The sequence below is a fragment of the Mesorhizobium sp. M0768 genome (assembly GCF_040320195.1).
GTDB lineage: Bacteria > Pseudomonadota > Alphaproteobacteria > Rhizobiales > Rhizobiaceae > Mesorhizobium.
The window spans coordinates 40,210-60,164 of sequence record NZ_JAMYPD010000032.1; the positions used below are offsets into that span (position 1 = coordinate 40,210).

Annotated in this window: 15 protein-coding genes and 4 pseudogenes; 12 read left to right on the forward strand and 7 right to left on the reverse strand. The window is 62.4% G+C overall.

The genetic code is table 11. The features are described from left to right. Window positions 1–171: 171 nt before the first annotated feature. From NKI08_RS28295 to NKI08_RS28305, 3 genes are all read right to left on the reverse strand, one after another. Window positions 172–558, reverse strand: coding sequence for a response regulator (locus NKI08_RS28295; RefSeq protein ID WP_352774204.1), 387 nt, complete (start codon window positions 556–558; stop codon window positions 172–174). Further along, window positions 558–3,002 (reverse strand): hybrid sensor histidine kinase/response regulator, encoded by a 2,445-nt coding sequence (locus NKI08_RS28300; RefSeq protein WP_352774205.1) that lies wholly within the window; start codon window positions 3,000–3,002, stop codon window positions 558–560. Before NKI08_RS28300 ends, NKI08_RS28295 begins: the two co-directional genes overlap by 1 nt. Before the next feature lie 198 nt (window positions 3,003–3,200). Continuing rightward, entirely contained in the window at window positions 3,201–5,429 is a 2,229-nt protein-coding gene (locus NKI08_RS28305; RefSeq protein WP_352774207.1) for an adenylate/guanylate cyclase domain-containing protein, read from the reverse strand. A 1,014-nt stretch (window positions 5,430–6,443) separates the two neighbouring features. Between NKI08_RS28305 and NKI08_RS28310 the strand changes: the two genes are divergently transcribed. The 10 genes and pseudogenes from NKI08_RS28310 to NKI08_RS28355 all read left to right on the forward strand — a co-directional run bounded on the left by NKI08_RS28310 (window position 6,444) and on the right by NKI08_RS28355 (window position 12,162). Then, a complete protein-coding gene (locus NKI08_RS28310; RefSeq protein ID WP_352774227.1) occupies window positions 6,444–7,367 on the forward strand; it encodes an MBL fold metallo-hydrolase in 924 nt (307 codons plus the stop codon). Window positions 7,368–7,421: 54 nt separating this feature from the next. Continuing rightward, window positions 7,422–7,636 (forward strand): annotated as a pseudogene (locus NKI08_RS28315) ((2Fe-2S)-binding protein). Window positions 7,637–8,278: 642 nt separating this feature from the next. Beyond that, on the forward strand, window positions 8,279–9,034 hold the full coding sequence (locus NKI08_RS28320; protein WP_352774229.1) for an SDR family oxidoreductase: 756 nt from the start codon (window positions 8,279–8,281) through the stop codon (window positions 9,032–9,034). Window positions 9,035–9,142: 108 nt separating this feature from the next. Continuing rightward, entirely contained in the window at window positions 9,143–9,457 is a 315-nt protein-coding gene (locus NKI08_RS28325; RefSeq protein ID WP_352774211.1) for a hypothetical protein, read from the forward strand. A gap of 11 nt (window positions 9,458–9,468) precedes the next feature. Then, window positions 9,469–9,879 carry a cupin domain-containing protein gene (locus NKI08_RS28330; RefSeq protein ID WP_352718760.1) on the forward strand — a complete coding sequence of 137 codons (411 nt, stop codon included), beginning with the start codon at window positions 9,469–9,471 and terminating at the stop codon, window positions 9,877–9,879. Next, on the forward strand, window positions 9,876–10,178 hold the full coding sequence (locus NKI08_RS28335; protein WP_352774212.1) for a hypothetical protein: 303 nt from the start codon (window positions 9,876–9,878) through the stop codon (window positions 10,176–10,178). Before NKI08_RS28330 ends, NKI08_RS28335 begins: the two co-directional genes overlap by 4 nt. Before the next feature lie 82 nt (window positions 10,179–10,260). After that, window positions 10,261–10,739, forward strand: a pseudogene (locus NKI08_RS28340) (response regulator transcription factor). After that, complete coding sequence (locus NKI08_RS28345) at window positions 10,726–11,121, forward strand: response regulator (protein WP_352774214.1); 396 nt, start codon at window positions 10,726–10,728, stop codon at window positions 11,119–11,121. Before NKI08_RS28340 ends, NKI08_RS28345 begins: the two are co-directional and overlap by 14 nt. Further along, window positions 11,111–11,503, forward strand: a pseudogene (locus tag NKI08_RS28350) (response regulator transcription factor); the annotation flags it as partial. The gene NKI08_RS28345 and the pseudogene NKI08_RS28350, both read left to right, overlap by 11 nt. Window positions 11,504–11,573: 70 nt before the next feature. Then, window positions 11,574–12,162 (forward strand): annotated as a pseudogene (locus tag NKI08_RS28355) (SOS response-associated peptidase family protein). Between the two features lie 26 nt (window positions 12,163–12,188). On the opposite strand, the gene ligD reads toward NKI08_RS28355, so the two are convergent. From ligD to NKI08_RS28375, 4 genes are read right to left on the reverse strand one after another with little or no spacing between them, the layout of a single operon-like run. Next, window positions 12,189–13,196: a non-homologous end-joining DNA ligase gene (gene ligD / locus NKI08_RS28360; protein ID WP_352774216.1), complete on the reverse strand. Its 1,008-nt coding sequence runs from the start codon at window positions 13,194–13,196 to the stop codon at window positions 12,189–12,191. Between the two features lie 55 nt (window positions 13,197–13,251). Further along, a complete protein-coding gene (locus NKI08_RS28365) occupies window positions 13,252–16,512 on the reverse strand; it encodes an error-prone DNA polymerase (protein WP_352774217.1) in 3,261 nt (1,086 codons plus the stop codon). Then, entirely contained in the window at window positions 16,509–18,035 is a 1,527-nt protein-coding gene (locus NKI08_RS28370; protein ID WP_352774219.1) for a Y-family DNA polymerase, read from the reverse strand. Before NKI08_RS28370 ends, NKI08_RS28365 begins: the two co-directional genes overlap by 4 nt. Further along, complete coding sequence (locus tag NKI08_RS28375) at window positions 17,950–18,708, reverse strand: ImuA family protein (RefSeq protein WP_352774221.1); 759 nt, start codon at window positions 18,706–18,708, stop codon at window positions 17,950–17,952. The genes NKI08_RS28370 and NKI08_RS28375 overlap by 86 nt, the downstream gene beginning before the upstream one ends. A 242-nt stretch (window positions 18,709–18,950) precedes the next feature. On the opposite strand from NKI08_RS28375, the gene NKI08_RS28380 reads away from it, so the two are divergent. Beyond that, complete coding sequence (locus NKI08_RS28380; RefSeq protein ID WP_128373590.1) at window positions 18,951–19,616, forward strand: DUF6088 family protein; 666 nt, start codon at window positions 18,951–18,953, stop codon at window positions 19,614–19,616. After that, a complete protein-coding gene (locus NKI08_RS28385) occupies window positions 19,613–19,867 on the forward strand; it encodes a nucleotidyl transferase AbiEii/AbiGii toxin family protein (RefSeq protein ID WP_352774223.1) in 255 nt (84 codons plus the stop codon). Before NKI08_RS28380 ends, NKI08_RS28385 begins: the two co-directional genes overlap by 4 nt. The last annotated feature ends 88 nt before the right edge of the window (window positions 19,868–19,955 follow it).

Consider the following 19,955-nt stretch of genomic DNA (forward strand, 5'->3'; position numbering starts at 1 on the left):
CGCGCGGCTTTTCCCGCGCCCGCCAACGCCGCGCGATCATAGATAAAGCTGATTCGCGACGGTTGCATTTCGATACAATCACTAGATGAATATCGGCCCACGGTATAGGAGCCGTAAACGGCAAACGGCGCTTGCCGACATGCTTCTTGCCGTCGCCTTGCCCTGGCGCGCCTAGGCGGGGGCATCGCGCCGCGGGAGCAGCTTCCTTACTTCGCCTGCAAGCGCCAGCGGATCGAAGGGTTTGGCGATGACCCCGACCGCTCCCATGGCGAGATAGCGCTCGACCTGATGCGTTTGCGTGCGCGCCGTGATGAACGCCACGGGTATCGATGCCGTCAGCGGCGAATCGGCCAGGCGCGTAAGCGTTTCCGGTCCGTCCATGTCCGGCATCATCACATCGAGTAGGATGAGGTCGGGCTGCCAATCGACGGCATCGGTCAGCGCCGCAACCCCGGAGGAGCAGGACCGCACCTCGAATTCCGGATCGAGCTCAAGCGATATCTGGGCGATTTCGCGGATATCATCCTCGTCATCCACATAGAGTATCCGTGCCGGCATCATCGTCGCTCCTTGGCAGGGGTTGGCGCGCTGCCGTGGCGAGAAGCGATCAGCATGCTTCTGACCAGCTTCGCGACGTCGATTTCGGAGGCCTTGGTCTTGGTCATGATCGCCTGCACCCGGTCGCCGAGTTTCTGGTCCAGTTCCGCCGCCGAGAACACGATGACCCGGGTCTCCAGCGGCAGATCGGCGAGCAGGTCCAGACCCGATCCGTCGGGAAGCGCTATGTCCAGGATGACCAGGTCAAAGCGACGCTTCGCGACCGCCCGCCGGGCGTCCTGCAGCGTTTTCGCCGAGGCGATCGAGACGCCCGGACCCAGCCCTGCCGACATCACGGCAAGCACGCCCTCATCGTCCTCGACATGCAGAATCTGAGCCTTCGGCTCGACCCTGCGGCCGACGATCTTGGCGAGAGCGGCGTGAAGCCGTTTCGAATCCACCGGCTTCTCCAGCCAGTCGACGATGCCGACGGCGCTGCCGTTGAGCGACCGCTTGGCCTCGTCGGCGACGGCGGAGATGACGATGACCGAAATGTCGGAATTCACCCGTGATGCTCTTATATCGTGGAAGAGCTTGATGCCGGATTCGCCCGCCAGCTTGATGTCGAGCGTCAGCGCCACGTAATCGCGGGACCGCAAAAGCACCTTGGCGGTGGCGATGTCGGGTGCGACGTCGCTGGAAAAGCCTTCCGCGTCGAGAAGGGCCGCGATTACCGCAGCGACGTCGGGCTCGTCCTCGCAGATGAGGACACGCAGACGGCCATCGCGCTTGCGCGCCCGGCGCTCGACCAAGACCGGCTTCTCGGCCTGCCTGTGCGCTTCGGCAAGGTCGATGTGAAACGAGGTTCCCTTACCTTCGTCGGTCTCGAATGAAACGGCGCCGCCCAGCTTCTCCACGATGGTCTTGACGATGCTCAAGCCCAGGCCCGTGCCTCCCTTCTTCCGGGTGCTGGACCCGTCGGCCTGCTCGAACTTGCCGAATATGCGGCTGCGGAACGTGTCCGGGATGCCGGCGCCCTGGTCGATCACGGAGATGCGCAGCATGTCGCGGTCGCGGCGCTGGAGCTTCACCGTCACGGTGCCGCCGGCATCGGAGAACTTGATCGCATTCGACAGCAGATTCGCCATCACTTGGTGCAGGCGGTCCGGGTCGATATTGGCCTCGGCGCGCGGGGCATCGTCGACCAGGACGATGCGGATCCTGCTCTCGGCCATGTAATTGGAACTGGCGGCAATGGCCTGCTCCAGGACCGGGCGGACGGCCATCTGCCTGATCTTGAAGGCGATCACGCCAGATTCGATTTTCTCCATGTCGAGGATGTCGTTGATGAGAAGAACCAGCCTTTCGCTGTTGTTGTGGGCGATGTTGACGAGATTGGTGGCCTTGGGCGGCAGTTCGCCCGCGACGCCGGCCGCGATCAGGCCGAGCGAGCCGCGGATGGAGGTCAGCGGCGTGCGTAATTCATGGCTGACCGTCGAGATGAAGTCATTCTTGAGTTGGGCGTTTCGCTTCTGCTCGGTGATGTCGCGGTTGTAGGTGATGACGCCGGCGATCTTGCCGGCCTCGTCGCGGAACGGCGTTTTCAGCGTATAGAGCCAGCCCTGCCTGCCGTCCGGGAGGAGAGCGGGTTGTTCGATCCGCAATGTCTGCCCGCCCTCCAGCGCGCCCGTCTCATCCTGCCTGAAGCGCTCGGCCACGTCCTTGGGATAGAAATCGAAATCCGTCTTGCCGATCAGGTCCTCGACCGAGGCGGCGCGCACCAGTTCGGCGGTTGCGGGATTGGCGGCGATGAAGCGGCCGTCGACATCCTTCACGTTGAGGCTATCCGGCAGCTCGCGGACCATGGCGCGATAGATCATGTTGGACATGGCGAGGTCACGCCGCCGCTGCTGGCGATCGAGCAGCACGGCGATGATGAAGGTGCTGAGGAAGCGGAACACCAGCGATGGGAACGTGCTCTGCTGCACAAAGCCGGCGAAGACTTGCGGGGGGATGATCAGAAGGGTGATCAGCCCGGCAAGCGCGACCGACACGCCGAGGCCGAGTATATCGAACATGGTGCGTGACCGGGCCGCGACGATGTGGTGCCATGCCAGACCGGCGACGGCGGTGATCAGGATGCTCACGACCCCGACGCTGGCACCCTGCCCGCCGAGATAGAGCCGATAGGCGATCGAGCCGGCGGTAGCGATCAACATCGCCGGCCACCCGCCGAAGAACGCGGCGGCACCGACGAAAGCAGCGCGCAGATCGACGACGAAGCCGGAGACGGACAGAGCCGTCGCCATGGAAATGATCGCGCCCACGCACATGACGACGCCGAGAAGTAGCGACTGTGCCCGCTGCCGGAGACGCCCCGTGAAGTCCTCCACAAGATCCCAGGCGACGACCAGGATGGAGACGAGGGCAAGATTGGCGAGGAGTGAGTGCCAGATCTCGGTCATTACTTCCGGCTCCTTTTCTCCGATAGATATCGCCAAAACCTGTCCAAGGTCTAAAGAGGGCGCGCCAGTGTCGGACGCAGCCCGACGAGACGATATGGCAGGCGTCTGGTCCGCGCCAATTGTCGACGTTTGCAGTTATGCCAACAACGTCGCGTCTACTCGGCAAGCAGACTTACGGCCTTGCGGCATTTGGGAGTTTCACTTGACGACCGAAAACTCGAACTGGTCCCCGCGGTAAACGGCCTTGTATTCGTCGTCGCGCCCCGGCGTCCTGAACACATTGCGAAAAATCGCCCCACAGCTTGTCAGTTCTATGGGAAAGGCGTTGCACAAGAAATCGCCTTGCACCCACGAGGTTCCTACGCGGCTCCTCTGGCCAACGGTCTCGCTGACGGCGCCGTCGACCGAGGTTGTGCGCTGCATCGGCAGGAACGTGGGCGTTACCAATTTTCCGCGCGTTTCGTGCCCGAACATGAGAGACTTTATTTCCGCCCCTGTGAGCCGGTCCTTCGGATTCATGCCTGCCTTTGCCAATGCCGACAGCTCTGGCACACCTGCCTTGGTCAGCCCGGCCAAAAGGCGTTCGATATCGGCCGTATTCTTGAACACCATGTAATCCTGGGTCATCAACTGGCTCGGCCCCCTGTCCACCCGCCCAACAACCTTCCTAAGCGTTTCCAAAGCCGCCGCGGCCTGGTCTGTGCGCCCAAGATGCCCATAAGCCGAAATAAGGACCTGCAGGGCATAAAATTTCGCCCGTGGATCGGCCGATATAAGGTCCATCTTCTCGATAGAGCGAACCGCGTCCTCAAACTTCTCCTGGCCGAACTCGGCCAGTCCGGCTTGGTAGCGCCTGTAGTCCATCCACGAGTTTGGGTCGACGCGCGCAGCCGCATCGAGATAGCTAAGCACTTCCTTCGGCCTGCCGTTGAAATTCAGAGCATTGGCCAGCGAGAGATAATTCCAAGTATCGCTGGGATCGAGCGCCACCGACTTCAGAAGAACGGTAACTGCGTCGTCCGAGTCGTGCTCGCGGACCATCAACTCGGCGACGAGCTGATAGTAGCCCGGCGAAGGATCCCTGGCCGCCGCTTCCAGGGTTTCATAGATCTTGCCCTGGGCCACGTCCGTCGTAAGTCCCATTACTACAACCCGACCGACATCCGCGTCCCAGTAGGCCCAGGCGAGCTGGGCGTACGCCGCGCCGAAATCGGGGTCGAGTTGCACGGCTTGCTGGAAATACTTCACAGCCTGCGCAAACTCCTCGGGCGTGTTGATACGGTTGTAGATGTCCATCCCCTTGAGATAGGCCTCATAGGCCTCGGGATTACTGGTGCCTCCGGCCCGGGTAGCCGGCGCGCCGCTCACCAGGCGGAGCTGCAGCGCACCCGCGATGCTGCTGACAACGCTGTCCTGCAGCGCGAATACGTCTGCCCACCGGCCGTCGAAACGCTCCGCCCAGAGATGTCTGGAAGTCGAGCCATCGATCAGCTGCGCATTGATGCGCATGTCGTCGCCGACGCGGCGAATCGAGCCTTTCAGCAGGTACCGGACGCCCAATGCCGCCGCAATCTCCTTCGGGTCCTTGTCCTTGTAAGCGGAGGCCGCGTTGGGGGAGAAGACGAAAAGACCCGGCACACGCGCCAGTGCGGTCGTCAGATCCTCGGTGAAGCCGTTGGCGAGATATTCTTGTTCCTTGTCGTCGCTGAGATTGTCGAAGGGCAGGACGACTAGCGAGGGCCGGGTGTCGGCTGCCTCGCTGACGGTCGGAACGGCAAGCGGTGCAGGCCTCTCCCACGGCTGCCACCATGCTACTGCAAGGCCGAGAGCCAGGACGAGAATTCCCGCCGCGGCCGGAAAACGCCAGGCGCGCGGCTGGCGGCGAGCATGGAGGGTCTTGCCCGCTGCCGCGGAATCAAGCAACACGCGATACGCCTGAACGGGTTCGGCTATGTTTTTGACCCTCTGTTCGCCCATTGGCTCAAAGGCGAACGCCAGCTTCCTATCAACCTCCTTGGCCACTTTTCCCGAGATGCAGATGCCGCCCGATTCCGCCAACTGCTGAAGTCTGGCCGCGATGTTGACCCCATCGCCATACCGGTCGTCGCCGTCGACGATCACCTCGCCGAGGTTGATGCCGATCCGCACCACGATCTGTTCCACTGCGGGAAGCGAGGCGTTGCGCTCGGACAGTCCCCGCTGCAACGACACTGCACATTCGACGGCATCGACGACACTACCGAATTCGGCCAGCATCCCATCGCCCATCAGCTTGAAGATATGGCCGTGGTGGCGGGCAATTTCGGGCTCGAACAGTTCCTTGCGTCCGGCACGTAGTCGCTCAAATGTACCGGCCTCGTCGCGCTCCATCAGAGTCGAATAGCCTACTACATCTGCGGCTAGAATCGCGGCAAGCTTGCGGTCCATCGGTGGCCTGGCCCCAGCGGATCATAGTATTGGTTGTTCTGAAAGGAAACCGACCTTACCAGCAAATCCCTTCTCCCGCACGTTTGATGGACCGCTGATACGGCGAGGTGTAACCAATGTCGTAGTCACCACATTCGAGACATTAGAGCTTGCCTGCCGGAATGGCTCGTTTGGGTCAGGGCTTGCCGTTGAGCCGGCCGCCGGAACGGGCAACTAGCGCCTCATGTCAGACGCTAGAGTCACCTTCTTCGTTGCCTGTAAGCAGACATTCGATCGACTGAGGCGATAGTTGACTTTTCCATACGTCCATTTGGACAACCGCTATCGCGCGTAGTCGCCTTAGATCGAATGGTGGCGAAACAGCCACGTGTAACTTGCACCCAGCTAGCCCTTGCGAGCGAAGCCGGAAAGCGCAGGGCAAGCACTTGGCGGTTACGCGAGATCAGCACCAACACCGCGATGGCCGCCAGGTAGGGCAGGGCCCGATAGCTGCTCCGAGGGGGCCTGAAGGCCCGCGCCTGTCCCTGCAGGATCGTCAAGCCGCCGAGCAGCACGCGCAGCGGGGCGCCATGTCGCGAACACTGCCAGCGCCAGCGCTATCCAACCTTTGCCGGCGGCCAGTCTGATTTCTCGTTAAGCAGTCACTAAAGCGGTCAGCCCGCCTGCGGCCGGACGGCCGCCGCGAGAGCGCTTATGCGGCTGCGAGACCGGCAGCAGGATCCGCCGATGATCACGCTTTACGATTACGAGCCGTCCGGCAATTGCTACAAGTTGCTCACAGCGATTATTCCCTGCTCGAAGCGGTCTCTTCGACGTTTGCGGGAGATCATCCGCCCTTGCAACGGTCGGTCATGGACCTTCGCATTGCCTGACCGATACTTCCGTTTGATGGTCGCGCAGGCCGCGGCGGCGCAATCTCGTGTGCAGACGCCGTGTGTCCGTCCGCCGATCCACGGGGCCAGCGGCGGAGGCGGCCGATATGGCCGTGGCAAAGGCGATCAACAGGAGACAAACATGAGCACAAACATGAACGTGGACGACATTTCCGCTCGACCGGGGCCCGACGAGCTGGTTCCATCGCGCTACGCACTTAAGATCGGCGAGATTGACGTGCTCGTGGTCAGCGATGGGATCCTACCAATTCCAGCCCCGACCATCGCATACAACGTCGACCCGGCCGTCCGGACAGCCTGGCTGGAGGACGAATTCCTCTCGCCGGAGACGCTCGAGTGGCCGCTGAACGTGGCTGTGGTGCGCAGCGGCGACCAAACCATACTCGTCGACGCTGGGCTGGGGGCGGACCCGGAGTTGCACTTGCCGCGGGCTGGGCAGTTGATCCATCGACTGACGGCCGCTGGCATCGATCTGGCATCAGTGACTGACGTGGTGCTGACCCACATGCACATGGACCACATTGGCGGGCTGCTCATCGACGGCGTGAAGGAGCGGCTGAATCCGCACCTGCGGATTCACGTTGCAGCCGCTGAGATCAAGTTCTGGGAATCGCCCGATTTCTCCCGCGTGTCCATGCCGCACGGGTTTCCAGACGCGCTTCGGCGGGCAGCCAAGCGATTCGTCAATGAGTACCGCAGCCAGCTGCGCCCGTTCGAAGACGAACACGAGGTGGCGCCGGGGGTGGTCGTCCGTCGCACAGGCGGCCACACCCCCGGGCACAGCGTGGTCCGTCTGGCGTCAGGCGGCGACCGGCTGACGTTCGCCGGGGACCTCGTGTTCCAGGTCGGATTCGACCATCCCGACTGGCACAACGGCTTCGAACACGACCCCGAGGAGGCGGCCCGCGTCCGCGTTAGTCTTATGCGGGAACTCGCGGCGAACCGCGAGCCGCTGGTGGCCACCCACCTGCCGTTCCCGTCGGTCTGCCATGTGGCGGTCGACGGCGACGCCTTTCGTTGCGTACCGGCGGTTTGGGACTACTGACCGCTTGCCGGGTGACGACCAACCTAGCCAATCTCCGTCGAGAGCCACCGCGCCATGATCATCTGTTCATGCAATGTGTTGAGCGATCAGGATGTCCGCTCCGCCGTCGAGGCGGGGCGGACGCGCTCGATTAGTCAGGTCTATGGCTGTCTCGGCTGCAGTCCCAAGTGCGGCCGTTGCGTGCGCGGCATCCGCCGCCTCGTGGACGAGGCGCTCGCGGAGCGTGTGCGGCATCCTGCAACGGCTGCGCGCGGTCCTCCCAATCGTGACTCGGCTGCCGCAGGCCGGCTTTCTGGGAGTGACGGCCGCTTGTTGAGTCAACATCAAACCACGACGAACAGCCGAGTTTGAACAACTGCTCAAGCGCCAAGGAGTCGCGGGTTGACGAAGGGGGCACGGACGCTGTCGCGCTGCAAAATGCGCGAGGGTTCGATTAATAGAGCGTTACCGCTTCCCCACACTCGCGGATCCCTGCGATTTTTCCATGGACATGATGTATTGTCTCGCTGCTGCTAAAGAGCAGTGGCGAACGGGAAAGTCTGACGGTAGACCGACTACGTTTTCCACGACGCGAGCCGCAGCTTTGCGCTGCGCATCTCGGTCGAAGAGTTCGATTTTGCTATTTGGCCGAAAGTCGCCCTCTCCGCCGACCTCACGCTGCTGATGAATGTGGCCTTCTGATCGCTCCCTGGCCGCATGTCGGTTGGCTAGCAGATGAGACACTGTCTCCTTGCTGACTAGAGTCCCCAATCTACGGATGCATCCTAGACCTTCGCATGACATGACAGATGCTTCCGTTCGATAGTCTGGGCCTGCGCCCCGATGCATTGTCCGAACGACGGGAGCTGATGCGCCAGCGGTTCTCCGCTCGGTCAGGCAATCAACGCCGAAACGCCAACGAGGAAGTCGTCATGAAGATCGTGGTTATTGGTGGCACCGGGTTGATCGGCTCGAAAACAGTCGAGAGGCTGCGTAACAAGGGCCATGAAGTCTTCGCCGCGTCACCGAACGGCGGCGTCAACACCATTACCGGCGAAGGCCTCGCGAAACTGCTCGCCGGAGCGCAGACCGTGATCGACCTGGCAAATTCGCCCTCCTTCGAGGATAAGGCAGTTCTGGAGTTCTTCGAGACCTCCGGCCGGAACTTGCTCGCAGCAGAAAAGCTGGGGGGCGTGACGCACCACGTCGCACTTTCGATCGTGGGGGCCGAGCGTCTGCCCGATAGCGGCTATATGCGCGCCAAGATTGCGCAGGAAAAGCTCATTCGGGGCTCCGGCATCCCCTACACCATCGTCCACTCGACGCAGTTTTTCGAGTTTCTTGGCGGCATCGCGCAGTCAGGAACGGTCGGCGACATCACCACAATCCCGAGTGCCTATTTTCAGCCAATCGCGTCTAACGACGTCGCGGACATCATGACCGAGGTTGCGCTCTCGCCGCCGGTCAACGGCGCGATCGAGATCGCGGGTCCGGAGCCGGTCCGCATGAGCGAGCTTGTCGCGCGGTTTTTGAAGGCTACGAACGATCCGCGCAAAGTTACCGCGGATCCCCATGCGCGATATTTTGGCACGCTGCTGGACGACCACTCGCTCGTGCCAAGCGACCATCCGCGCATCGGCACAACGCGCTTCGAAGACTGGTTCAGCCACGCCTCGCTCCACGGATGATGTGTGGCCCGCGCGCCTCAAGGTCAAGCAGGACGAGACAATCCTGAAGCTCAACCTCCTTCGGGTCCAGCTATGAGACCGGCAGAAATAAATGCAGGAAATGATGAAATGCCTTACCATGCAAGAGAACAAGCTGACGGCAATGGTTCCTCTGGATTCTACGTCTACAACGACGAGAAATACATCGCCGGCCCGCAGTTCGAAGGTTGTCAGGCTACGAACTACATCGAGACACTGACTGACGGCCGCTATATAGCAAAGGCTGACAGAACCATGGTCATGCGAGGCCGCAGAAGTAACGGCAAACTTGTACTGCGCGAGAAGCGCGATCATCAACCCCATCTGCTCGCGCCGCGTCCCCTCGGCGAGAGCCTGATCCCCGGCCGCCCCTCCCATCGGCTGGCGATCCCCAATCACAACTAGGAGCCAAGACAATGATCAGGACTACACTCCTCATCGCTGCTGTCGCAGCCATCTCCGCAACCGGCGCTCTGGCCGACGATTCGCACGGCCCCAGGGCCACGCTGGTCTACGACCAGCCGCTACCCAACGTTCCAGGCAAGAGCATCAAGGGCGTGCTTGTCGAATATGAGCCCGGCGGCAGTTCCCAGGCGCACACTCACGCAAAGTCGGCATTCATCTATGCCACGGTCCTCGAAGGAGCAATCAACACTCAGGTCAATCACGGTCCGATAAAGACTTATCGGGCCGGCGAAAACTTTTCTGAGTTTCCGGGTGATCATCACACCTTCGAGGAGAATGCCAGCAAGACGGAACGCGCGCGCATGCTTGCCGTGTTCGTTGTCGATACGAACGACACCAACCTGACGACATCCGAAAAATGAGCTCGACAGCAGGCGATCTCTCGGAGGATTTTGATGCAAATCGAACAACTCAACTCGATGACGAAGGCTCGGCTGATGGTGCTCGACGCCATGCAGCGGTGCAAGTCGCTGCTCTTTCGCTTTCGAAGCCCGGTATTGGTCTCGTCGTCGTGTGTGACGACAATGGAGCGGCTGCAGGCGTGCTAAGCAAATCCGACCTCATCCGCCACCTCACCGGCGCAGGATCGCCGACGCCGCCGGCCGCACAATGCATGGATTTCCGTAGGGTGCAGTCGGGAATGGTGGGACTAGGTTACTGAGGTGAGTCCATCAGTCCAGATTCAATTGCTGAGCAAGTTGCTGCACGAAACGCCAACAATCCCCTGAAGGGAGGTCTGCGCCGTGACTGATCATATTGTCTTCGTGGTAGATGATGACGAGCGCGTTCGGGAGGCTCTGAGCGAGTTGCTCGCTTCACACGGACTGCGTGCCCTCGCCTTTGGATCGGCTGGGCACTATGTCAGCGCGGACAAGCCAGACCTTCCAGCCTGCTTAATCCTCGATGTCGAGGCCGCAATTCGCGTGGCGATCGCCCGCGACCGAGAAATCAGATCGGAGCGCGCTGAACTTGGCGTGTTGAAGCAGCGCCATCAGGAACTCACGCCACGCGAGCGTGAGGCGCTGCCGCTTGTGGTGAGTGGCCTGCTCAACAAGCAGGCCGCCGCCGAGCTTGGGATCAGCGAGGTCACTTTGCAAATCCACAGAAGAAACGTCATGCAGAAGATATGGCAGCGTCCCTTGCCGATCTCGTGCGTATCGCCGAGCGACTGGAAATACCGATAACCCACTCGCGCCGGGCGGCAGGGAGTGAGCGTGAGTAAGCATAAACCTATTGTGGCGGTGGTCGACGACGATCCAAGACTTCTCGAGTCAATCGAGGAGCTCCTCGAATCCGCTGGCTATGTGGCCCGCAGCTTCTCGTCGGCGCAACAACTGTTGATCTGCGGGCTAACGGGGCTCGATGTGCTGATCACCGACATCGGAATGCCTGGCATGGATGGCTTTGAACTTCGTGACCTGGTGAACAGGGCACGCCCGGAGCTGCCGGTCTTCCTGATCACAGGTCGTCACGAGATAGTCGATCAGGACCGAGCGAAGGGGATGAGCGGGTTCTTCCGGAAGCCCTTCGATGCCCACGCCCTACTTGCGGCCATCGGCGAGACTTTGCGCAACCATGACGCGGAGGACGGACATGAGAGTTGACCAGCCGCTCTTATGGAGATCGGCGCCGTTATCGCAGCAGCGGAAGGGTGAAGCGGACCCGGTGCTCGTCATTATTGTCGATGACGATACGTCTGTTCGGGAGGCCCTGTCGGAATTGATCCTGTCGGCGGGTTTCCAGCCAGTCTCCTTTGCCTCGACCCGCGAATTGCTTGACTCCGATGTGTTGGACAGTCCAGGTTGCCTCATCGTCGACGTGCGCATGCCAGGAGCGAGCGGTCTCGATCTGCAGCGTCATCTGGCCCAAAACGGCAATCCCAAGCCATTGATATTCCTGACCGGGCATGGCGACATTCCGATGACTGTCAAAGCGATGAAGGCCGGCGCGGTGGATTTTCTCACCAAGCCTGTGCGGGACCAAACCTTTGCACTCATCGTCGTTCGAACATAACAAGAACACGGTCGCGCTGCGATGGCGATCGAACGGAGGACCGATGTGCAATGACTATCGATTGATGGTGGATCTCGCTTCGATCGTGGAGGACTTCGCCGACCTCAAGATCAAAATCCGTTTCGGCGAAGGCGCGCCGAACCTCGAGGCGCGAGAGGACGTCAAGATCACGGACCTGGCGCCGATCATCAGGACGATCGAGGGCGTCCGAGGCGAAGGCGATATGATGCAACGTCGCTGGAGCTGGCCCGGACCGAACAAGCGGCCGGTCTATAATTTCCGTTCGGAGGGCCGAGAATTCACGTCCGGTCGCTGCCTGATCGTGGCGGACGGCTTCTACGAATTCACCGATCCGGAAGACCCAAGAAGAAGCGCAAGGACAAGTGACTCTTCACAAAGAGGGAGGAGCCGATCTTCTGCATCGCCGGCATCTGGCGTGAAACGCCTGAGGTCGGCGAGGCATTCACCATGCTGACGATGGAGCCAGGACCCGACATCGCGCCCTACCACGACCGGCAGATCGTAATTCTCGATCGCAGCGCGTGGGCGGATTGGCTCGACCCTTCGGTGTCGGCCAAGTCGCTGATCAAGACCTTTCACCCGGCACGCTGCAGGTGGAGCAAGTCGGATGAATGAACCGGTCGGCGACCGATGCCGATCAGGGATGGGGCACGGAACGCACCACCTGCCGGGCTGGCTTATCCTGCCGCTCACCTTGATACGAAACCTGACGCAGGAGATTGTCTTCGGTCCAGGTGAGATAGGCGACCTCGACCACCATTTCAGGCCTGACCCAATGGACGCGCGACAGCTCAAGCGGCGAGCCGAACCGGCTCTCACGCGGCGGTGGGGCTTCGAGGGGCATTCGATCTACCTGAAGTGGTCTAAGCCGGCCAGCCAATCGCTTGAGCTCTGCAACCGTGATGCCCGTGCCGGCGCGGCCCGCGTACATCAGACGACCATCATCGGTGTAGTAGCCGAGAAGCAGCGAGCCGATATGCGGGCGGCTTCCCGTCGGATCGGTCCAGCCGACGACGATGAATTCCTCTCTGTTGAGACACTTTGACTTGACCCATAGCCCGCGATTGCCGGATGCATAGGCGCTGTCGATCCGCTTTGAGATAGCGCCCTCGAGTGCAAGCCGGCAGGCGTGCTTGCGGAACGCAGGCCCGTCGCCGATCACGTGATCGCTGAAGCGCAGGCCGGGCATGTCGGTCGAAAAGAGGCCTTCCAGCCGCGCCTTGCGGTCGATGAGCGGCAGCTTCGCAATGCTTTCTCCGTTCAGGAACAGAAGATCGAAAGCAAAGAAGGCAAGATCGCCCGTGCGGCCCTCGTCCATAGCGGCCTGCAGGCGGCTGAAGGAGGTGACACCGTCGGCCCGAACGGCGCACAGCTCCCCGTCGACATATGCGTCTTTCACCGGGAGCGCGCGCAGGGCCGCTATCGTAGCTTGATAGCGGTGCGACCAATCGAGGCCGGTGCGGGTGAGCAAGCGGATGTCGCTGCGGTCGATCCGCGCGTGCATGCGGTATCCGTCGTACTTGATCTCGTGAAGCCAATCGGGGCCGTTGGGCGCTTCGTCGACCAGGCGCGTCAGCTGAGGCTCGATCCATTTCGGCGGCTGCGTTTTATTCGGCTTTGTGGGATTCACCGTCTTGCGCGCCAATTGAGATAAAGCGTCGTTATGCGGGCCAGACTACCACATGATGACCGCTGCAGCTTTATCGGAAATCCCGCGTCTTCACCTTGATGCGGTCGATGTGCTCATAGGGATCGACGATATCGCGCGTTTTCGGCATGCCGCGCGGATCAACGCCCGATCCGCCATGATGGGCCTCGTCACCGCGGCCGTGCGGCAATGGAAACGGCGTCTCGCGACTTCCCAGGCTGGCCAGCTCGGCCGACAGATCGGTCAGCTCGTGAGCGACAAGATGCACCACCTCGCCTTCGCGCTGGATGCGGCCACGCACGCCGAGCATGGCCGACGAAAGAAGCACGCGCCGGAATTTCTCGAACACCTTGACCCAGACGACGACGTTGGCGGCGCCCGTCTCGTCCTCCATGGTGAGGAACATCACGCCTTTGGCCGAGCCCGGCCGCTGCCGGACCAGCACCAGGCCGGCGGCCTCGAGCCAGCTTCTGTCTCGCGCCTGCATGGCTTCCTGACAGGTCACGATGCGGCGCCGGCTAAGATCGGCACGCAGAAACGACACCGGGTGGCTACGCAAGGTCAGCCCGACATGGCCGTAATCCTCCACGACTTCGCGACCCGCCGTCATCGGCCTCAGCGTCACGACAGGCTCGTGGATCTCCGGCACGGTTTTCTGCTCGCGGGACGTCGCAGCCGCAAACAGGGGCAAAGGTTCGTCGCGCAGCCCTTTGATCGCCCAGAGCGCGTCGCGGCGGGCAAGGTTCAAATCCGGCAGAAAGGCATCGGCCTCGGCGAGCTGGACAAGTGAAGCCGCCGGCACGCCGGCGCGGCGCCAGAGATCGTCAACCGAGAGGAAGGGTTCGTCGGCCCGCGCCGCGACGATTGCGGCCGCGTCATCATTGGCGAGACCCTTCACCATGCGAAGACCGAGGCGGACAGCGAAGCGATCTTCGGCATCGGTCGGTTCCAGCGTGCAATCCCAGCGGCTGGCATTGACGCGGACCGGACGCACCTCGACGCCATGATCGCGAGCATCACGCACGATCTGGGCCGGCAGATAAAAACCCATCGGCTGCGAATTCAGAAGTGCGGCGCAGAAGACATCCGGATGCCAGCACTTCATCCAGGAGGACGCGTAGGCGATCAGCGCAAAGGAGGCGGCGTGGCTTTCGGGAAAGCCGTAGCTGCCGAACCCCTCCAATTGCGAAAAGGTCTTTTCGGCAAACTCCGGGGTGTAGCCGTTGGCGATCATGCCGTTGATCAGCTTGTCGCGGAATTTCGAGACGCCGCCGGTGTGCTTGAAGGTGGCCATGGCGCGGCGCAGCTGGTCGGCCTCGCCGGCGGAAAAGCCGGCGCAGACCATGGAGACCTGCATCGCCTGCTCCTGAAACAGCGGGACGCCGAGCGTTTTGCCGAGCACGCGCTCGAGCTCCGGCGTCGGAAACGTCACCTCTTCCGTCCCGTCGCGCCGGCGAAGATAGGGATGGACCATGTCGCCCTGGATCGGACCAGGTCGGACGATGGCGACCTCAATGACAAGGTCGTAGAAGGTCCGGGGCTTCATGCGCGGCAGCATCGACATCTGGGCGCGGGATTCGATCTGGAAGACGCCGAGCGTATCGGCTTTGCGGATCATCGCATAAGTGCGCGGATCCTCGGCCGGGATCGTCGCCAGGTCGAGAGCGATGCCCTTGTGCTCGGATAGGAGATCGAATGACCGCTTCATGCAGGTCAGCATGCCCAGGGCCAGGACATCCACCTTCATGAATTTGAGGGCGTCGATATCGTCCTTGTCCCATTCCACCACCTGGCGATCCTTCATCGCCGCCGGCTCGATCGGCACGAGATCATCTAGTCGGTCGTGGGTCAGGACAAAGCCGCCCGGATGCTGCGAGAGGTGGCGCGGCGTGCCGGCAAGTTGCGCCGCGAGTTCAAGGGTCAGCCGCAGCCGCCGATCGCCTAGATTAAGGTTGAGCTCGCGGGCGCGCTGCTCATCCACCGCCTCGCCATGGCCCCAGACCTGTGAGGACAGAAGTTTGGTCATGTCCTCGGGCAGGCCGAGCGCCTTGCCGACATCGCGGACGGCGCCCTTGGTGCGGTAGCGGATAACGGTGGAGCAAAGTGCTGCGTGAGTGCGACCGTAGGTCTCGTAGACCCACTGCATGACGATCTCGCGCCGTTCATGCTCGAAATCGACATCGATGTCGGGCGGCTCGCGCCGTTCCTGCGAAACGAACCTCTCGAACAGGAGGTTGTTGCGTTCGGGATCGATGGAGGTGATGCCGAGCACATAGCAGACCGCTGAATTGGCGGCCGAGCCGCGGCCCTGGCAGAGGATGTCCTGGCTGCGGGCGAAGCGGACGATCGAGTTGACGGTCAGGAAGTACGACGCATATTCGAGCGTCTCGATCAGCCGCAGCTCGTGCTTCAGAATCTTGATCACCTTGTCGGGCAAGCCCTCGGGGTAACGGCGGGCCGCACCTTCCCAGGTCAGTTTTTCCAGCGCCTGCTGCGCCGTGAGGCCCGGCATCGTTTTTTCCTCGGGGTATTGATAGGCGAGCTCGTCGAGCGAGAACCGGCAGCGATCGGCGATTTCGACGGTGCGCGCCAGGGCCTCAGGATAACGGCTGAACAGCCGCGCCATTTCATCGCCCGGTTTGAGATAGCGGTCGGCATGACGTTCGCGGCGGAAGCCGGCGTCATCGATGGTGACGTTGTGGCGAATGCAGGTGACGACATCCTGCATCATGCGGCGGGACGGCTCGTGGAAAAGCACGTCACTGGTAACGACGGTTCGCACCCCCATCGCGGCCGCCAGGTTAGCCAGCCCGTAAAGCCGGAGCTGGTCGTTCGGGCGCCTGCGCAAGGTGAGCGCCAGATAGGCGCGATCGCCGAAGATCTCGCGCAGCCGCCGCAAACGAACGGCACAAAGATCATCGGCGTGGTCGGGCACCAGGATCGCGATCAGACCTTCGCCATAGGCGACGACATCATCCCAATCGAGATGGCATTTTGCTTTGCCGGCCCTGCCCTTGCCGAGTGACAGCAATCGGCAAAGCCGCGAATAGGCCGGTCGGTCGGTTGGATAGGCCAGGATCGACATGCCGTCGGCGAGATCGAGACGGCAGCCGACGATCAGCCGGACGCCTGTCGTTTTCGCCGCTTCATGCGCGCGCACGATGCCGGCAAGCGAATTGCGGTCGGCGATAGCGAGCGCCTCGATGCCAAGCCGTGCCGCCTGCGCAAACAGCTCCTCGCATGACGATGCTCCACGCAGGAAACTGAAATGCGAGGTCACCTGCAGCTCGGCATATCGGGTTGAGCCAGTCATCCGAAGATCCCGTGCATGAACCATTTATGCGATCCGGTCGCGGCGTCTTCGCCGTCGCCGGCGCGGAAGACCCAGTAGCGCTCGCCGTTCTCGTCCTCGACCTGAAAATAATCCCGCACCGCCGCGAGCTCGGCGTCGCGCTTCCACCATTCCCCGAAGACGCGTTCCGGACCGTCCGCCCGTTTCACGCGGCGGCGCACCCCGCGCCAGGTGAAGGTCACGGGCGGATGGTCGGGAAGAAGTGCGACCGTCTCGATCGGCTCGGGCCGCGGCAGTAAGCGGGCTGGGCGCGGCCAATGGCCCGGCCAGCCCTCGCCGGTATCAGGCGCCATCGGGGCAATGCGTTGAACCGACCGTTCGGGAACGTCGCTCTGCACCGGGGCGAAGCGATAGAGCCGGTCCTCGCCGACACGGTTGGCGAGGATGTCGATCACATCCGACACATCGGGTTCGGCCGCCTCGGCGAGCGCGGAAATCATCTGCTTGGCCCGCAGCGGCTCGGCAACGGTCGCGACAAGCCGCATCAGCTCGATGCCGAATCCCGGATCGATCGTCTCGATTTTATCGGTGAGCAGCCGGGTCAGGCGCTTCAGATCGCGAACCGGCGTTGCCGTGCCGACACGGATCGCCTCGACGCGATTGTCGACGCGGAAGAACAGAAGGTCGAGGCGGCGTGCGCCAAGTCCTCGCGTCTCGAGTGAGGCGCAAAGTTCAGCGACCAGCTTGCCGGTATAGCGCGCGATGGTTTCTGCCGCGCCGATCGGTTCGGCAAAATTGCGGCGCACTTCGACGATTTCCTCCGGCCGGATCGGCTCGATCGGTTCGCTCACCCGCCCGAACGCCTGGTCGAGGCGGCGGCCGGGTTCCGGCCCAAAACGCAAGGCCAGCGATGCGCGCGGCGTGCCAGCAAGATCCGCGATTGTCTCGAAGCCGAGCCGTCGCAGGCTATCGATCGTCACGGCGGGAAGACGGAGGGCGGCGATCGGCAGTGGCAGCAGGATCGCTTGTGCAATGGCGCCGGATGGAACCACAAGCCTCCGCCGTGTACCGAACCGGGCCAGTGCGTGAGCAGCGCCCCAGGTGTCAGCGACCGCGCAGCGTGCAGTAAAGCCCGATGCGCCAAGCCGCGCCACCATTTCGGTGAGCATTGCCGCCTCGCCGCCGTGCAGATGGTCGGCGCCGGTCGTGTCGATGACGATGCCGTCCGGTGGATCCGAGGCGACGACAGGTGCATAGCGGCGCAGCGCCCATAGCGCCAACCGCTCGAGCGCGATCTCGTCGGCCTCGGGCTCAGCATCATGGACAATCAGGCCCGGGACCAGCGCCTGCGCCTTGCTCGCCGGCATGCCGATGCGCAGGCCGGCGTTGCGTGCTGCCGCGTCGGCCGCAAGCACGACACGGCGACGACCATCACGGCCGATGAGGACGAGCGGCGTCTCAGGCGGAGGCGCGGCGTCGCCCGATTTCCTTCTGAAGCGGTCTGTCGGCCACATCGGAAGGAAGAGCGATACGACCCTTGGCATCGCAAGCCTCCACTGTGAAATCCCCACTCTCTCCTGCACGGCATCGGATCAGTTCAAGGTGCCAGCGCGCCCGTCCAATCCCCGGCACCGGCAATGGTGTCGACGGCAGGACCGACACCCGCCAGCGTGTCTCGGCGGCGGTTGGCTGGCCAAAGTCCGTGGCCTCCGTCTGCCGACGCCAGCGGCGAATGGCGATGCCGATGGCGCCGGAGCTTTCGGCGGCGAGCTGAAGCCGCCGCGAGGCCGTCATCGAAAGCCGGGCAATCTCGGCAACGACAGCGCCAAAGCCGCCGCGAAGGCCCTCCTCGAAACAGGCGAGAACGGATTTTTCGTCGCCGGCCTCGACGTAAATCACCCGTCCCGGAGGCAGACCGGCCTGTTCGATCGCAGGCGCGAAAAGATCGGGCCGGGTAACGCACCACAGCACTTTGCCGACAGTGCGTGCGGCAATCCCGGCAGCGAAGAGTGCAGCGGCCGCGCCGTCGACAGCGCCATTTCGTCCGCCTGCGACCTCGTGCAGACCGCCAAAAGCCAGTCCCCCTCCCGGCAGAACCCTGTCGATCGCGGCCACTCCGAACGGCAAAACTGTACGCACGCGCGCATTTCCGCCTTCGAGGCGCGCGATGCGGTCTCGAAGCTCGGAAATGGCAGCGGGGGGCGCCGATACACTCATCTGACCCTTGAAACGCGGAAAGCCTGTGATATGTTCTACATTTGTTCTCGTCTTGGCTAAGACTCAACCGGGATGATGTCGTGCCCCTGCGGAAGGAGGCATTCGATGCTCGGGCCATATCCTTCAATGCGAAAATGCGAGTTCCATTTTTGGAGTTTTAGGCGCCACGAGTGTCCGAAAATTGTAGCATATTTCGGACTCATTGCCTTGCCTTTGTCCGAAACTTGTAGCATATTTCGGACATGCCCATAGTTGAGCCCGATACCGATCTTCGCTCGCGCCTGCTTGCCCGCATTGAGTCCAAACCCGACGAGGTCTGGACCCCCGGCGACTTCGCCGATCTCGGCGCGCGCGCCGCCGTGGACAAAACCCTGCAGCGCCTGGCAGCCGCCGGGGAGCTGCGCCGGATCGACCGAGGCCTCTATGACCGGCCGCGCACGAACAACCTGACTGGCCGCGCCACCGTGCCGGATTATCGCGCTGTGATCCGCGCCGTCACGCGCCGCGATCGGGCGCGCGCCGTCATCGATGGTATGACGGCCGCCAACGACCTCGGCCTGACGACCGCCGTCCCCGCCCGGATAGAAGTGCTCGTCGATGCGCGGTTGAAGCCAATCAAGCTCGGCACGCAGGAAATCCACTTCAAATACGCTGCCCCTAGCCGCCTCTATTGGGCGGATCGGCCGGGGATGCGGGTCGTCCAGGCCTTGCATTGGATGCAGGACATGCTGACCCAGAAGGGCGAACGCAAGCGTATCCAGGCGACGTTGCGCCGCCTGTTTGCCGACCCCAAGCACGGCGAGGCCATTCGCGAGGATCTGCGCGCCGGTCTCTCCGCCGTGCCGATCTGGATGCAGGAGTTCCTCCGCGAAATCCTGAGGGCGGACCCGCACGAGGCGAAGCCATGAGTACCGATGCTTACCGCCAGATCATCGCGGCATCCCCACGTGACCGGCTCGACCTGTTCCTCACCACGGCCAATCGGATCGGAGCTCCGGTGGGCAATGTCGAAAAGGATTTCTGGGTCTGCTGGACGCTCAATTCGCTCTACCACGAACGGCCTGCGGGGGAGCCACGGCTGCTTTTCAAGGGCGGGACGTCGCTGTCAAAAGGCTATGGCCTCATCCGGCGTTTTTCCGAGGACATCGGTGCGCCGTGACGGCGCGGGAGGGTAGTATGACATAGTTAGAACCTCTCCTAGCTTTGCTGATTTTCGACCGACGGCTGCAATGCCGTCCCTTTCGTGG